The organism is Albimonas marina, from assembly GCF_029223255.1.
Classification (GTDB): Bacteria; Pseudomonadota; Alphaproteobacteria; order Rhodobacterales; family Rhodobacteraceae; genus Albimonas.
The window spans coordinates 77,666-92,898 of record NZ_JARHUC010000003.1 but is presented as its reverse complement, the minus strand read 5'-3'; the positions used below and the strand labels follow the sequence as shown (position 1 = coordinate 92,898).

Genomic DNA, 15,233 nt, shown 5'->3' with positions numbered 1-15,233 from the left:
ATCACGCGCACGCCGGTGCGGCAGGGCGCAGATGTAGCGTCTCGGCTGCATCAGGGCGCCAGAGAGGCGGGGTTGGGCGGGTCCGCGGGGGCGGCCAGACGGTCCGCTTTCGGGTCGGCCGAAAGCCGCGACAGCGCCCCCTCCAGCGCCTGCGGGGAGAGGCGGTCGAGCCGCCCGGTCCCGCCCTCGGCGCCGGTCCAGAACAGGGCCGCCTCGACCTCCGCGCCGGGGTGCAGGGTCCGCAGGGCGTGGGCGTAGGCCGCCATCTGGCGCAGGTAGGCCTCGGGCGCCTCCGCGGGGCCGGCGGGGGCGGGGCCGGTCTTCCAGTCCAGCAGGCGCACGCGCCCGGGTTCGACCGCCAGCCGGTCCACCCGCCCCACCAGCCGCAGCCCGCCCGGCAGATCGGCGCTCAGCGTCGCCTCGGCCAGCGCCTCGGGGACCAGCCAGGGCGCGGCGTCGGGATGGGCGAGCGCGGCCAGCGCCTCGGCCGCGCAGCCGGCGCGGACCTCGGCGTCCAGGTCGGGATGGGCGGCGGCGAGCAGCGCCTCGGCCCGCGCGGCGCGCTCGGCCGGCGGCAGGGGCGGCAACACCTCCAGCAGAAGGTGGATCGCGTCGCCGCGGCGGCGCGCCGTCTCGCGATCGTGAAGGGAGGGGGCGTGGGACTGGAGCGGGGCGGCCTCCCCCTCGCGATCCAGCGCGCTGGCCGCGACCCGCCGCGGCGGGCGCGGCGTGGGGACGGGGCGGGCGTCGGCGGCGGGCGGCAGGGAGAAGGGGCCGGGATCGAGGGGCGCGCCCGCCGCGGGCGCGGCCTGCGCGGGTTCGCCGCCGACGTCGCGGGCCGGCGGATCCCAGCGGTCGGCGAGGGTCAGCACCTCCTCGAACGGCTCCCCCGCGAGGCAGGCGGGCCTGGGCGCGGCCTGCGCCCCGCTCGCCTCCATCGCGGCGGCGACGCGGTGGTGCCAGCTGCCCTCCGGGTCCGCCTTCGCCCCCAGCGTGCCGCAGACCAGCAGGCGGGAGCGGGCGCGGGTCAGGGCCACGTAGAGCAGGCGCAGGCTCTCGTCCGCCTCCCGCTCCGCCCGCGCGGCCTTGGCGGCGGTCACCGGCGGCGCCTCCTCGGCCTTGGGGCTCGACCACAGCGCGACGGGGGGATCGGCGGGATGGGCCAGCACGTCCGAGCCCGGCGGCGACTTCGACGGTCCCGCGTCGGCGAGGATCACGAAGGGCGCCTCCAGCCCCTTGGCCGCATGCACGGTCATCACGCGGACCGCGTCGCCGGCGCCGTCCATCTCCCGCTTCAGGGTCAGGTCCTCGGACGCCTCCATGAAGGCGAGGAAGCCCGGCAGGGTCGGCGTCTCGGTCGCCTCGTAGGCCAGCGCCCGGGCGAGGAGCTCGTCGACCGCGTCCTCCTCCTCCGGGTTCAGGCGGGCGCGGATGCGGGCGCGCCCGCCATGGCCGGCGAGCGCCCGTTGCAGGAGTTCGTGGGGGCGTTCGTAATCCGCCGCCCGCGCCACGTCGCGCAGCAGCGCGGCGGCGAGCGGCCAGTCGTCCGCCGCCTCCTCGACGGCGTGATAGAGCGAGCTCCGCCCCCGGCCCAGCGCCAGCGCCTCCAGCCCCTCGGGCGTGACCATGCCCAGCGGCGAGCGCAGGACCTCGGCCGTCGAGAGATCGTCGTCGGGGTCGAGCGCCACGCGCAGCAGCGACAGCAGGTCCCGCACCGCGAGCGAGGCGGTCAGGCGCAGGCGGTCGGCGCCCGCCACCGGCACGCCGCGCTGCTTCAGCCGGTCGACCAGCGCGCCCGCGAGCGCCCCCCGCCGGCGCAGCAGCACGATCACGTCGCCCGCCCGCATCGGCCGCCAGCCGCCCGGCGCGTCGCGGTCGGGGATCATCGCGGTCTGGATCTGCTCCTCGACATGGGCGGCCACGGCGTCGGCGAGGCGCAGGACCGGCGCCTGGGCCGGGATCGCGTCCACCGGCAGGTGCCAGGACGGGGGCTCGGGCTTCTCCGGCGTCTCGAACAGGGGCCACAGGTCCACCCGGCCGGCGTCGGCGGCGTGGAAGGCCCGGTGGCGCGGCGTCTCGGCGTCGGCCGTCAGGGCGGCGGCGGCGTCGGCGAAGGCCGCGTCCACCAGCGCCAGCAGCGAGGGGGCGGAGCGGAAGGAGAAGTCGAGCGAGCTCTCCTGCAGCGCCGTGCCCTCGTTCGCCGCGGCGGCGGCGGCGAGGAAGTCGCGGAAGTGCGCCCGCATCCGCCCGAACTCGCGCGGCGCGGCGCCCTGGAAGGAATAGATCGACTGCTTCTCGTCCCCCACCGCGAAGACGGTGCGCGGACGCTCCCGCGCGCCCTGCCCGGCCAGGAACTCCTCGGCGATGGCGCGCACCAGGGCCCATTGCGCGGGCGAGGTGTCCTGCGCCTCGTCGATCAGGATGTGGTCGAGCCCGCCGTCGAGCTTCCACAGCGCCCAGGCCGCGGTCTCGGAGGTGGTCAGCAGGGCGCCCGCGGCGCGGATCAGATCGTCGAAGTCGATGGCGCCGGCGCGGGTCTTCTCCTGCGCGTAGAGCGCGAGCACCGCGCGGGCGTAGCGGTGCAGGTCCATGGACTTCTCGAAGCCCATGTGGGCGACGCGCATCGCGCGCAGCTCGATCGCCTGGCCCGAAAGCTGCTCCAGCAGGTCGAGGGTCCAGGGATGCGCCTCGGCCACGGCCTTGGTGGGCAGACGGCCGAGCTTGCGGGGCTCGCCGGACTTGGTGTGCATCGCGGTCTCGACCGCGCGGGCGGCGGCGATGGCGTCTCCAGCCTCCAGCGCGTGGAGCGCGGGGCGCAGGTCGTCGGCGAAACTGGCGTCGGTGCTCTTGCCCCTGGACATGACCTCGACGAGGCGGCCGATCTCGTCCGCATCAAGGCCCGAGACCTCGCGCTCCGCGGCCGCCTGCCAGGTGGCGCCGGGGGAAAGGTCGAAGGCCGCGCGCAGCGCCGGCTCGGGATCCTCGGGGAACAGGTCGCGCGCGCCCAGGATCGCGCCGGTCAGGCTCTCGAGCCCCTGTTCGGTCACGCGCTCGGCGGCGGCGTCGAAGGCGGCGTCGGCGCCGGTCTCGGCGGCGGCGGCCATGCGGTCGCGGATCTCGTCCAGCATCCGCTCGCGCGCCGCGTCGTCGAGCTCGGCGAAGCCCGGCGGCGCGCCCGACTCCAGCGGAAAGCGGCGCAGGAGCGAGGCGCAGAAGGCGTGGATGGTCTGGATCTTCAGCCCGCCCGGCGTCTCCAGCGCCTCGGCGAACAGTTTTCGCGCCCGTCGCAGGTCGGAGTGGTCGGGCACGCCCGGCAGGCCGAGGTCGGTCAGCGTCTCGGCCAGCGTGGCGTCGGGCTGCAGCGACCAGCGGCCCAGAAGCTGGAACAGGCGGGCCTGCATCTCGGCGGCCGCCGCACGGGTGTAGGTCAGGCACAGGATCTTCTCGGGCCGGCAGCCGTCGAGCAGCAGCCGCGCCACCCGCCGCGTCAGGACCGAGGTCTTGCCCGAGCCCGCGTTCGCCGCCACCCAGGCCGAGGCGCCGGGCGCCGAGGCGCGCACCTGCGCCAGCGTCGCCTCGTGCGGCGCGGCTCCCTGCCCGCTCATTCCTCGTCCTCCGCGCCGGACCATTCCCCATGGCGGGCGAGCTGGTCGTAGTCGCCCACGAATTCCTCCCGCGGCAGACGCTCGCGGCTGCGGTAGCCCTGCCCCGGGTCGTCATAGCGCGCGATCAGCTCGGCGAGCTGCGCCCAGGCCCGGTCGGCGGGGTGCTTCACCAGGTCCACCGGCCGGCTGGTGCCCCCGGCGCTGGTCCCCGAAAGCCCGAGGTATTCCAGGTGCGTGACCGGGGCGGGGGGCACGTCCGGGAAGCCCCCCGCCTCGGCCATCGCGGCCTCGAGCTGGAGCTGGACGTTGTAGACGCCGATCTGCTTCACGCTGGGCGGCGCGCCGGTCTTGTAGTCGTAGATCGCGAGGCCGCCCTCGCGCTTGCGGTCGATCCGGTCGGCGGTGGCGGTCAGCAGGAACTCCCCCGCCCCCGTGGCCAGCGTGCGCCGCCCCTTCGCCTCCAGCGCCGCGACTTCGCCCTCGGCGCGGCGGACCAGCTCGCCCTCCACGAACCAGCCCGCCACCCGGGCGAGGCGCTTGAGCCAGAGGCGACGCTGCGCGGGCCAGGGCACGAGGTCGGGCAGCACGCGCTCGGCCGCGGCCATCAGCGCCGCGTGCAGCCCCTCGCGCCGCAGCTCCGGGCGGGCGGAGACGTCGCGCGCGAAGGCCTCCATCACCGCGTGCAGGGCCACGCCCATGTCGCGGGCGTCGGGGGCGCGGCCCAGCGGCTCGAGCTTCTTCAGCTTCAGCACGTGGCGGGCGTAGATCGCGTAGGGGTCGCGGACCAGCGTCTCGACCGCGGTGACCGACAGGCGGCGGGGGCGCACGTCGAGCGGGGGGCGCGGGTTCGGCCGCTCCTCCGCCGGCAGCTTCGTCGCGTCGTCCAGCGCGTCCGCTCCGCGCAGCAGCGCCCGGCCCCGGGCGCGCATGGCCTTCAGGCTCTCGTCCGAGGCGCCCTCCAGCAGGTTCTGCAGGCGCACCAGCCAGCGGGCGGGGTTCGACGGCCCCCCGTCGTCGCGCTTCGAGCGGCTGAGGATCGCCCGCGGCGCGTTGGCCGCGATCAGGAAATCGTGGGCCGAGAGGCCGATGCGCCGCTCGGGCGAGGCGAGGCCCAGCTGCTCGCGCATCCCCCGGTTCAGCCAGGGATCGGGCGAGGGATGGGCGGGCCAGGCCCCCTCGTTCAGCCCGCCCAGGATCATCAGCTGCGCGGTCTCGGCCCGCGCCTCGAGCGCGCCGAGGATGCGGATGCGCTCGGTCACCCGCTCGGGCCGGGGGCGGGACTGTTCCGCGCGGATCAGGGCGGTCCACAGCGCGCCGTAGGCCGCGGCCGCGAGGCCGTCGCCATGGGCGGGGGCGGCCTCGGCCAGCCGCTCGACGAAGCGCAGCGCGTCGCGGCCGTCGGAGTCGGACCACAGCGGGGCGAGGGGGACGCCCTCCGCGTCCGTCTCCGGCGCGGCGCCGGGGTCCTGCGGCAGGGGATCGGGGCCCAGGCTCAGCGCCTCGGCCGCCGCGCGATGGATCGCGGCCAGCCCGGCGGCGCCGGCGGGGGCGTCGGCCAGCGGTTCCAGCAGCGCGCGCAGCCACGACAGCCAGGCGTCGAAGCCCTCGGGCGCCTGGGCGGGGCGCTCGGGGTCGGCGCGCCGGGCGTCGAGGCGGGCCTGCATCCGGTCCCAGTCGATCTCCCGCGGGCCGCCGCGCAGCGCCTCGCGCACGAGGAAGGCGAGACAGCGCAGATGCGCGCGCCGGGCGGGCGCCGCGGTCAGCGGGTGGCGCAGAAGGGCGGCCAGCGCCTCGGCCGTCATCGGGCGGCCCAGCCGGCCCGCGGCCAGGCCCAGCAGGATGCCCGGCGGGGTCAGGCCCAGGGGGCGGCCGGCGCTGTCGTCGGGCTCGATCTCCCAGCGCGCCAGCTCCGCCTTCACGCGGCGGGCGAGCACCTGGTCGGGGGTCACCAGCGCCGCGGTCCGCCCGGCCGCGGCCTCGGCCATCAGGGCGCCGGCGATGGCGGCGGCCTCGTCGCGGGGCGTCTCCGCCTCCAGCAGGGCGAGGCCGGCGGTGGCCTCGGGCGCCTCGGCGGACAGGTCCTCCAGCGCCTCCAGCCAATGGTCGGTGACGGGCGCGGGGCGCAGCGCCTGGGTCAGCAGGCGCAGGCGGGCGCGGGAGGGGGGCTCTCCCTCGTCCCAGGGCGCCACGTCGGCGGGGCCGAGGCCCAGGCCCGCGAGGAACCGCGCCTGGAAATGGTGGGGATGCTCGGGCCGCGGCGCGTCGCCGGTCAGCTCCTCCCAGACGTCGCTCGGGATCTCCGGGTCCCAGCCGGGCAGCACCACCGCCCCGTCGGGCAGGCGCGCGACCGCGGCCAGAAGCTCGGCGGTGGCCGGGGTCGAGGCGGTGGAGCCCGCGGCGATCACCGGATGGCCGGGGGGCGAGGCCGCCCAGCGCGCGGCGAGCGCGGCGACGGCGAGGCGACGGCGGGTCTCGGGGTCCGGGGCGCCGTGCTCGTTCTCCTCCAGCCAGGCGGGCCAGTGCTCGGCGGCGATGGCGAGGAAGCGGGCGGTCAGCTCCCAGTGGCGGGCGTGCTGCTCCAGGTCCAGCTCGCGAAGGTCCTGCGCCTCGCGCCCCGCGGCCTGAAGCTCGTCCAGCAGGGCGCGGAGCGACATGGCGAGCGCGGGGGCCGAGACGGGATCGCCGAACTCCGGATTGGCGCCCAGGAACGCCTCGGTCAGCCGCATCAGCGCCAGCGTGCGCCGCAGTGGGCCGGAACCGGCGGGGATGCCGGCGAGCGTCGCCTCCTCCGCCAGCTCCCCCACGTAGGAGACGCGGGGCAGCCAGGCGGCGGGCCGCCCGGCCTCGAGCGCGGCGAACACCGCCCGCCCGGTGCGGCGGGTGTTGAGATAGAGCTGCACGCGGGCCATCGCCTCGGGCGCGTCGCCGCCCGGCGCGGCCGCGAGCCGGGCGCGCAGGCCGCGGGCGAGGGCGGCGGAGAAATCCGCGCCCGGCGGCACGTGGAAGACCCGCGGGGCCGCTGCGGCGCCGGGGTCGGGGGCGGCGAAGAGCTTCATGCCCGCGCCAGCAGGGCCTCGGCCGCGGCCAGCCCCTCCTGCGTGCCCACGTCGACCCAGGCGCCTTCATGCACCACGGCGAACAGGCGCCCGGCCTCCAGCAGACGGTCCCACACGAGGTTGGTCGAGAACGGGCCGTCGGGGAACCCGTCGAAGGCGGCGGGGCGGATGATCTGCGCGGAGGCGTAGATGTAGGGGGCCGAGGCCGCCGCGCCCCGGCGCACCGGCCGGCCGACGCCGCCCGCGACGTCCTCGAGGAAGAAGTCGCCCGCGCGGGTGTAGGCGATGGCGTCCTCGCGCCGCACGAAGTGCAGGAGCGCGTCCATCCGCGCCCCGTCCCAGGCCCCGGCGAGCGTCGGCAGCGGCGCGGCCCCGGTCCAGATCGCGTCGGAGTTCAGGACGTAGACCGGCGCCTCCCCCAGCAGCGGGCGCGCCTTGCGCACCCCCCCGCCGGTGTCGAGCAGCGCCTCGCTCTCGTCCGAGAACGCGACCCGGGGGCGCGTCCGCCCGCCCAGGTGGGCGCGGATCTGCTCGCCCAGGTGATGGAGGTTCACCACCGCCTCCCGCGCCCCGCCCTCGGCGGCGCGGTCGAGCGCATGGTCGATCAGCGGACGCCCGCCCACGGGCAGCAGGGGCTTGGGGGTGGTGCGGGTCAGCTCGCCCATCCGCGTGCCCTTGCCCGCGGCCATGATCATCGCGCGCTCCGGCGTCCCGCTCATGCCGCGCCCTCCCGCAGGCGGGCGAGCACGCCGGCGTCGGGCGGCGGCACGTGGGCCGACACGAAACCGCGCAGGTCGCTCAGCGCCGGGTGGGCGAGATCGCGCATCAGGTGGCCCCAGACCCGCGGGATCAGGTCCAGGTACTGGGGCTTGCCGTCGCGCAGGCGCAGGCGGGCGAAGATGCCCACGATCTTCATGTTGCGCTGGGCGGCGAGCAGGGCCGCGGCGGTCCCGAAGGCCTCCGCGTCCTGGCCCGAGGCCTCGAGATACCGCGCCGCGGTCGCCGCGCGCAGGTCGTCCGAGGTGTCGCGCCGGGCGTCCTCGGTCAGGGAGATCAGGTCGTAGGCGCCGTGGCCGCGCAGCGCGTCCTGGTAGTCGATCAGCCCCACCCGCGCGGCGCCGCGGCGATCGGGCAGCCACAGCAGGTTCTCGGCGTGGAAGTCGCGCAGGGCCAGCGCCGCCCGGGCCCCGGCGACGGGGGCCATCGCCTCGGCCACCCGGGCGCGGAACTCCTCGGCCAGCGCGGGCGAGCCCAGGCCCTGCCCCGCCAGGTACCACTCCGGCAGCAGCATCGCCTCGCGCTCCAGCGCGGCGGCGTCGTAGGGGGGGACGGCGTGGTCGCCGGCGATCTCGGGGGCCGGCTCGGACTGGAGCTCGGCCAGGAGTTCCGCGGCGGCGAGGTAGAGGGGGCGCTCCTGCGCCGGGTCGGCGGCGCAGACGCGGGCGTAGAGCGCGTCGCCCAGGTCCTCGATCACGGCGAAGCCCGAGGCGGGATCGGCGGCGAGGATCTCGGGCGCCGAAAAGCCGCGGGCGCGCAGGGCCTGCGTCACGCCGAGGAAGGGGACCAGGTCCTCGCCCTTCTCCGGCGGGGCGTCCATCAGCACCGCCCCCGCGCCTCCCGGCCCGTCCGACAGCCGGTCGTAGCGCCGGTTCGAGGCGTCGCCGGCCAGCGGCCGGATCTGCGCGCCGCCCCAGCCGGCCTGCGCGAGGAAGGCCGCGCGCCGCGCGGCGCGCTCGCCGGCCGGCGCGCCGGGGGCGGAGGAGGAGGCGGCTGCGGGGGTCTGGGACACGGTCGCTCCGGGGTCGGGGGCGGGGGGAACGCGGGCCGTTCTGGGATCGGCGCCGGGCGAGGTCAAGCGGCGCGCGCGGCAGGCGCCGGCGCGGGGGTCGGGCCGCGGGAGGTCAGGCGCCTAGCGCGGCCAGCGCCGCCTCCCACCCGGGGCCCAGCGCGCGCACGTCGAGCACCCGGCCCTCCTCGCCGCCCGGCGGGAAGGCGAGCGCGATCTCCAGCCGCCGCCCGGGCGCGAGGGGGCCGAGGCGGTCGGGCCACTCGACCAGGCAGATCGCGTCGTCGAAGGCCTCCTCCAGCCCCAGCTCGGGGATCGCGGCGGGGCCGCCCAGGCGGTGCAGGTCGGCGTGCCAGATCTCGCCCCGCTCCGAGTCGTAGGTCTGCACCAGGGTGAAGGAGGGGGAGGGGATGTCCTCGACCCGCCCCTCCTGCGCGAGGATGGCGGCGATCGCGGCGCGGGCGAGGGCGGACTTGCCGGCCCCCAGGTCGCCCGACAGCATCACCGCGTCGCCGGGCGCCAGCGCCAGGCCCAGCGCCGCGCCCAGCCGGTCGGTCGCCTCGGCGTCGGGCAGGCTCAGGCGCAGGTCTGGCGGGGCGGCGGCGGCGAGGCTGGGGGCGGACATGGCGGTCCCGTCGTGAGGTCGGCGCGAGGCGCGCACGGCGAAGAAGCGGCCGCAGACCGGCCCGCGCCCCGATCATGGCAAGCCCGCCGGCGCGGAGCAATGCCCCGCGCCGGCGCCCGCCTCGCCCCTCCGCGACGTCGTCCGGCGCCCGCGCCGCCGTTCGTCCAGCCCGAGACCGCGGACAAGTGCACGAAGTCCAAGTCAGGCGACCGCAGAGCGGCGCCTTTTCTCTGCGCCTCGCCCGCGCACTTTGGGAGATGACGAGACGGATACGCCGAGCGAAACGCGGCACTTGGAGGAGTTATCCGCCGAAGAGCTCCGCCCGGCTCCCTCGCGGAGCCATGCGGTCCAATGAACCCGCCCGCAGCCTGAGGCCGTCGCGCCCGGCCCCTGCCCGTCAGGCGACGGCCGACGGGCGTTTCGAGGCGACGCGCAGGGCGTCGACGGGGAGGGTGCAGACCACCTGCCGGCGGACCGCGCCGTCGCTCTCCCGCCGCTCCACGCGCACCGTGCCGCCGTGCAGTTCCGAGAAGCGGCGGACGAGGGCGTGGGCGAGGCCGCCGCGCAGGAGTTCGTCCTCCTGCTCCGCGTCGGGGGAGGCGGCGGGGCCGTCGGTCCAGATCTCCACCGTCTCGCCCCTGCGCCGGGCGCCGGCGCGCACCATGTCGCCGGGCTCGGCCCGGTGAACCGCGTCGGTGGCGAGGTTGAACATCAGCTGGCGCACCCGCGCGGCGTCGCCGATCACGTGCTCCGCCGCCGTGGCGGCGTCTTCGGCCGCGTCGCCCGGCTCCGGCGGGTCGGCGGCGGCGCGGCGGGTCTCCAGCGCCAGGGTCACGCCCCGCTCCGCGGCCCGGCGCTGCGCCATCTCCAGCGCCGAGACCAGGGCCGTGCGCAGGTTCACCGTCTCGGAGGACATCGAGAGCACGCCGGCCTGGGCCGAGGCCAGGTCGGCCACCCCGCTCAGCGCCGACTGAACCTCGGCCGCGGCCTCCAGGATCGCGTCGATCCGGGCCAGCGCCTGCTCCGTCTCCGCCCCGTCCTCGACCGCGTCGCGCAGCGCCTGGCCGAGGCCGAGGATCCGCGCCAGCGGCGTGCGCACCCGGCTCGACGCCTGCTCGAGCAGCGCGCCCCGGATCTCGTCGGCCGCCTCCAGCGCGCTCTGCCGCTCGCGCATCGCGGATTCGGCGCGGGCCGCGTCGGTGACGTCGGTGAAGGCCACCAGGATCGAGCCGTCGGGCAACGCCGCCACCCGCACCCGCAGCCGGCGCCCGTCGATGAGCGAGGCCTCCTCCGACCAGGCCGCGCGCTCGGTCGGGGCGGCGAAGAAGGCCGCCAGCCGGTCCCAGGCGGGGGAGGAGGGGCTGCGCGCGCGGAACATCGCCATCGCCTGCGGCAGGCGCAGCGTCTCGGCCGAGGCGCCCTCGGCCGCGGCGAAGATCGCGGCGGAGGCGTCCTCGGAGCCGGGCGGGCTGGTCCCCCAGATCGCGGCGAAGGCGGGGTTCACGAAGCGCGCGGCGCCGTCGGGCCCGAAGGCGGCGACGCCCTCCTCCAGCCGGTCCATCACCGCGCGGCGGATCTCGGTCTCGGTGGCGAAGCGTCGTTCCAGCCGCGCGGCCTCCGAGACGTCCTCGAACAGGAAGGCGACCGCGCCCTGGGGATGGGGGCGGGCGACGACGCGGATCTGCTCCTCCCCCGGCAGGTGCCAGACCTCGGTGCGCTCGGGCCGCTCCTGCGCGCCGTCGGCGCCGAACAGCTCCAGCATCCCCGCCCGCCAGGTGCGGAAGTCCTCGTGGTCCGGCATCCGGCGGCTGGCGCGCAGCCGCTCGAGCACGTCGGGCAGCGAGGGGCGCCCGGCGAGCCAGGCGGGATCGAGGTGCATCAGGTCGGCGAAGGCGGGGTTGAACAGGCCCAGCCGCGTCTCCCGGTCGAAGATCGCGAGGCCGATGGACAGGTGCGCGAAGGTCTCGGTCAGCGTCTCGACGAAGCGGCGCAGCGCGCCCTCGGCATGGACGGCGGGGGCGGCGTCGGCGCCGTAGCCCAGCAGCCCCCCGTCGGCGGAGGAGATCTCCCTCATCTCGAACCAGCGCCGCTCGCCCGTGCGGGCGTCGAAGACGGCGCGGCGGCCGTCGAGCCGGGCGGAGGCTTCGCGCACGCCCCGCCCGCCGGCGCCGTCGTGGTGCAGCTCCGGCAGGGGCGCAGCGTCGGAGCCGAAGGCGTCCGCCGCGCCCGTCATCCGCCGATAGAGCGCGTTGCCCCAGATCACCCGGCCCGAGGGCGAGCGGCGCCAGGCGAGCAGCGGCGCCACCTCCAGCGCCTCGGCCGCCTGGTCGCGGTCGTCGGCGAGCATCGCCAGCATCCCGCTCAGGCGCGCGATCTCGCGCCGCGCGGCGCCGGCGGGCAGCAGGGTCACCTGCGCCTCCCCCGCCGCGGGCCGGCCCGACACCTCCCACGAGCGGCCCTCGGCGTCGTCGGCGAGGCCGCGGAACGGGCGGCCGTCGGCCTCCAGCGCTCGCAGGGCGACGGCGAGATCGGCGATCCCCTCGACCGGGGTCAGGCGGGCGGCGAAGTCGGCCAGGGCCCGCCGCTCCCCGCCCAGGAAGGCGCGCGAGGCGCGGCTGCGCGCGACCGCGCGGCCCTCGTCGATGCGGAAGGTCAGGGCCGCCTCCTCGCCGCGCTCGGGCGCGAAGGCGCCTGCGCGGGGCGAGACGAGCGACGCCGGCGAGGCGGCGGCGGCGAGCGCGGCGGGAAGCCCCGCGCGCAGCGCCGCGCGCGCCCGCAGGCCGCGGGCCCCGGTCAGCGCGAAGGCCGCGAGCAGCGCCCCGGCGCAGCCCGCCAGCAGGGCGACCAGCACGCGCCCGCCGCCCGACAGGGCGTCGAACTCGGCGGGCCCGAAGGCCGCCAGGAAGGTCTGGGCGTCGGCAAGCTCCTGCAACGGCGGTCTCCCGCGCATGCGCCGGGTCGGCGGCGACCCGGCCTCGCGTCGTTCAACCTATACGAAAGTTCGGGACGATCAAACGTTCCGAAGGGTAAACGTTTCGTTTTCGCCGAGCGCGCCCTTCGGACGGCCCTCGGGCAGGTCCAGCGCGCCGCGGGGCCACACCGCCTCGACCACCGCGCCGGGGGCGCGGGCGGTCTCGGGGAACAGGCGCGCCTCGGGGGAGCGGGCGTCGGGGGCGCGCGCCTCCTCGTCGCCGCCGTTGGCGAAGGAGACGCGGGCGCCGGTGCGCTCGAGCAGGGTCTTGGCGATGAACAGGCCCAGGCCCATGCCCTCGTAGCCGGCGCGGCCGTCGGCCCCGGCCTCGCGCCGCTCGGCGGCGGGGGCCTCGGCCTCGGCGGCGGCCGCGGCGGGCTCGGCGGGGGGCTCGACGCCGGCGGCGGGGCGCATGCGGGCGCGCACGAACGGGTCGCCCAGCCGGCCCAGCATGTCGGCGCCGAAGCCCGGCCCGTCGTCGCCCACCGCGATGCGCAGCGTGCGCTCGTTCCAGTCGACGTCGATCCACACGCAGGCCTCGGCGAAGTCGACCGCGTTCTGCACCAGGTTGCGCAGGCCGTGGATCACCTCGGGCCGGCGCATCGCCTCGGGCTGGGGCGGGGGCGGATCGCTCAGCGGGCGCCCCTGCAGGCGCAGGATCACCCGCTTGCCGCGGTCGGAGTGGGGGCCCGCGGCCTCCTCGACCAGGCGGTAGATCGGGGCGGTGCGCACCTGGCGGTCGTCCTTGCCGGTGGCCGAGAGCTCGCGCAGGATCTCGCGGCAGCGCTCGGCCTGCTGGCGGATCAGGTCCACATCCTCGTAGAGGTCGGGCTGGGTGCGCAGCTCCCGCGCCAGCTCCCCCGCCACCAGCTTGATGGTGGCGAGCGGCGTGCCCAGCTCGTGCGCGGCGGCGGCGGCGAGACCGCCGATGGCGGTCAGGCGCTGCTCGCGGCCCAGCGCCTCCTGCGCCGCGCCCAGCGCCTTGGTCATCGTCCACATCTCGGCCGTGACCCGGCGCGCATAGCCCGCCACGAAGGCGAGCCCGGTCATCAGCGCCGCCCAGGTCCCCACCAGGATCAGCGGCTGCGGCTCGATCCGCGTGCCGTCGGCGAGCACCAGGGGGATGTAGACCAGCGCCAGCAGGCTGATCTCCGCCGCCGCGAAGACGCCCAGGATCAGGGTCGAGCGCAGCGACAGCGCGGTCGCCGAGACGATCACCGGCGCCAGCACCAGCAGCGCGAACGGGTTGGTCAGCCCGCCGGTCAGGAACAGCAGCGCGCCCAGCTGGGCGAGGTCGAACAGCAGCGTCAGCGCCACGCCGCGCTCGGAGAGGCGCTTGTTGGGCGCGTGCACCGCCTCGGCCACGATGTTGAGGCTGACCGAGGCCGCGATGGCCCCGAAGCAGGCGCCGATCGGCAGCTCGATGTCGAGCGCCAGGTGCGCGACCAGCACCGCCGCCCCCTGCCCCAGCGCCGCCAGCCAGCGCAAGGAGGTCAGGGTGCGCAGCCGCACCCAGTCCACCCGTCCCCGGGCGGGAATTCCGAAGGGAAGTCCGTCCGCCATGCCCCGGGTATATCGCGCGTCCGCGCCCCGGGAAAGCGCCGCGCACGGCGGGCGGATCCGACCTTCGCAGGGTCTTCCGAGGCCCCTGCCGGGGCCCCGCGCCGCGCCCGGCCCTCCCGAGGGTGGCGCGACGGACGCGATTGCCGTAGCCTGACCCAGCGTCACGCGCGGTCGCGGCCCTGGGGAACGGGCCGGAACGGCCGGCGGAATGGGGAGATCCGCGGCCCGACGACCCTGCGCCGCGGCATGGCGATCAGGGGAGGCGACCATGCCCGGCGGCAAGGCGAAGCTGAAGCATTTCGGTCCCGGAGCGGGCACGTTCATGACCCCCGGCGAGATCCTGCTGCGGATCTACGGCGCGGGCGATTACGACGAGACCTTCGACAAGACCTCGAAGAAGACCGGCGTCCTGACCCTGACCGGCGACGGGTTCGTCGCCGTCATCAAGGTCAAGCTCGACAAGCGCGGCCGTCCCGACACGGTCAAGACCGTCGAGCTCCAGGACGCGGACGGAACCCCGCTCGCCCGCGCCAGCGGCATGCGCGAGGACATCGACGACTTCTTCGACGACCTCGACGACGCGCTCGCCCATCTCGACGACGGCGATCTCGACGGCGCGCTGCACCACATCGCGCGGGCCTTCGGGTCGCGCGATCTGAAGGTGCTGGGCACCGGCGCGCGCGACGTGATCATGGGCGCCGACGGCGACGACGTCGTGAAGGCCAAGGGCGGCGACGACGCGGTGCTGGGCACCGAGGGCGCGGACAAGCTCAACGGCGGCGGCGGCTCCAACGGCCTCTACTACGGGACGCTCGACGTCGGGACCAAGCAGGCCGGCGTGAAGGCCGACCTCGGCAAGGGCAAGGCCAAGGTCGACGGCGAGACCCAGAAGCTGAAGAACTTCCAGGACCTGGGCGGGACCGAGGGGCGCGACGAGCTCCACGGCGACGACCGGGGCAACATCATCTCCGGACGCGGGGGCGACGACTCGATCGACGGCCACGGCGGGGACGACTTCATCTACGGGGGCGACGGCGCGGACGACCTGTTCGGCTCGGCGGGCGCCGACTATCTCGAGGGCGGCGCGGGCACCGACACGGTCCGCGGCGGCTCGGGCGCCGACAACGTCTACGGCGGCGACGGCGCGGACACGGTCGACGGCCAGAGCGGCGCGGACAACGTCGACGGCGGCGCGGGGAACGACAGCGTCTCGGGCGGCTCGGGCAACGACACGGTCGCGGGCGGCGAGGGCGACGACCTGGTGCGCGGCGGCTCCGGGAACGACACCGTCTTCGGCGGCGACGGCGACGACACGGTGATGGGCGACGGCGGCGCGGACCGGCTGACCGGCGGCGCGGGGGCGGACGAGTTCCGGCTCGACTCGACCACCGGCGCCGACACCGTGACCGACTTCGAGACCGGCACGGACAAGATCCGCGCCAACGTCCCCTTCGCCGAGCTGACCTTCACCGACGTCCCCGGCGGGACCGAGATCCGCACCTCCGGCGGCGACCTCGTGGGCACCGTCGAGGGCGTGGACGCGGCCACGCTGAACGACGCGGACAACTTCCTCTGACCTCCCGCGCGCCCCGGCCGCCTCGCCGGGGCGCGCGCAGGACCCCGGAGG

At 77.0% G+C, this 15,233-nt stretch carries 8 protein-coding genes; 1 reads left to right on the top strand and 7 read right to left on the bottom strand.

The features are described from left to right. Nucleotides 1–50: 50 nt before the first annotated feature. From addA to P2H44_RS08000, 7 genes are all read right to left on the bottom strand, one after another. Entirely contained in the window at nt 51–3,605 is a 3,555-nt protein-coding gene (gene addA, locus P2H44_RS08030) for a double-strand break repair helicase AddA (RefSeq protein ID WP_275762975.1), read from the bottom strand. Next, nucleotides 3,602–6,661 carry a double-strand break repair protein AddB gene (gene addB / locus P2H44_RS08025; protein WP_275762974.1) on the bottom strand — a complete coding sequence of 1,020 codons (3,060 nt, stop codon included), beginning with the start codon at nt 6,659–6,661 and terminating at the stop codon, nt 3,602–3,604. Before addB ends, addA begins: the two co-directional genes overlap by 4 nt. Further along, a complete protein-coding gene (locus P2H44_RS08020; RefSeq protein WP_275762973.1) occupies nt 6,658–7,380 on the bottom strand; it encodes a nucleotidyltransferase family protein in 723 nt (240 codons plus the stop codon). Before P2H44_RS08020 ends, addB begins: the two co-directional genes overlap by 4 nt. Then, nucleotides 7,377–8,450, bottom strand: coding sequence for an aminoglycoside phosphotransferase family protein (locus tag P2H44_RS08015; RefSeq protein ID WP_275762972.1), 1,074 nt, complete (start codon nt 8,448–8,450; stop codon nt 7,377–7,379). The genes P2H44_RS08020 and P2H44_RS08015 overlap by 4 nt, the downstream gene beginning before the upstream one ends. Before the next feature lie 112 nt (nt 8,451–8,562). Further along, nucleotides 8,563–9,072 carry a tRNA (adenosine(37)-N6)-threonylcarbamoyltransferase complex ATPase subunit type 1 TsaE gene (tsaE, locus tag P2H44_RS08010; protein WP_275762971.1) on the bottom strand — a complete coding sequence of 170 codons (510 nt, stop codon included), beginning with the start codon at nt 9,070–9,072 and terminating at the stop codon, nt 8,563–8,565. Nucleotides 9,073–9,469: 397 nt separating this feature from the next. Continuing rightward, the gene (locus P2H44_RS08005; protein ID WP_275762970.1) at nt 9,470–12,004 is read right to left on the bottom strand and encodes a sensor histidine kinase; all 2,535 of its coding nucleotides are present in this window, start codon (nt 12,002–12,004) and stop codon (nt 9,470–9,472) included. Nucleotides 12,005–12,082: 78 nt separating this feature from the next. Next, nucleotides 12,083–13,606, bottom strand: coding sequence for an ActS/PrrB/RegB family redox-sensitive histidine kinase (locus tag P2H44_RS08000; protein ID WP_275762969.1), 1,524 nt, complete (start codon nt 13,604–13,606; stop codon nt 12,083–12,085). A gap of 268 nt (nt 13,607–13,874) precedes the next feature. Here P2H44_RS08000 and P2H44_RS07995 point away from each other — a divergent pair, with 268 nt between their 5' ends. Continuing rightward, nucleotides 13,875–15,182: a calcium-binding protein gene (locus tag P2H44_RS07995; RefSeq protein WP_275762967.1), complete on the top strand. Its 1,308-nt coding sequence runs from the start codon at nt 13,875–13,877 to the stop codon at nt 15,180–15,182. Nucleotides 15,183–15,233 lie beyond the last annotated feature (51 nt).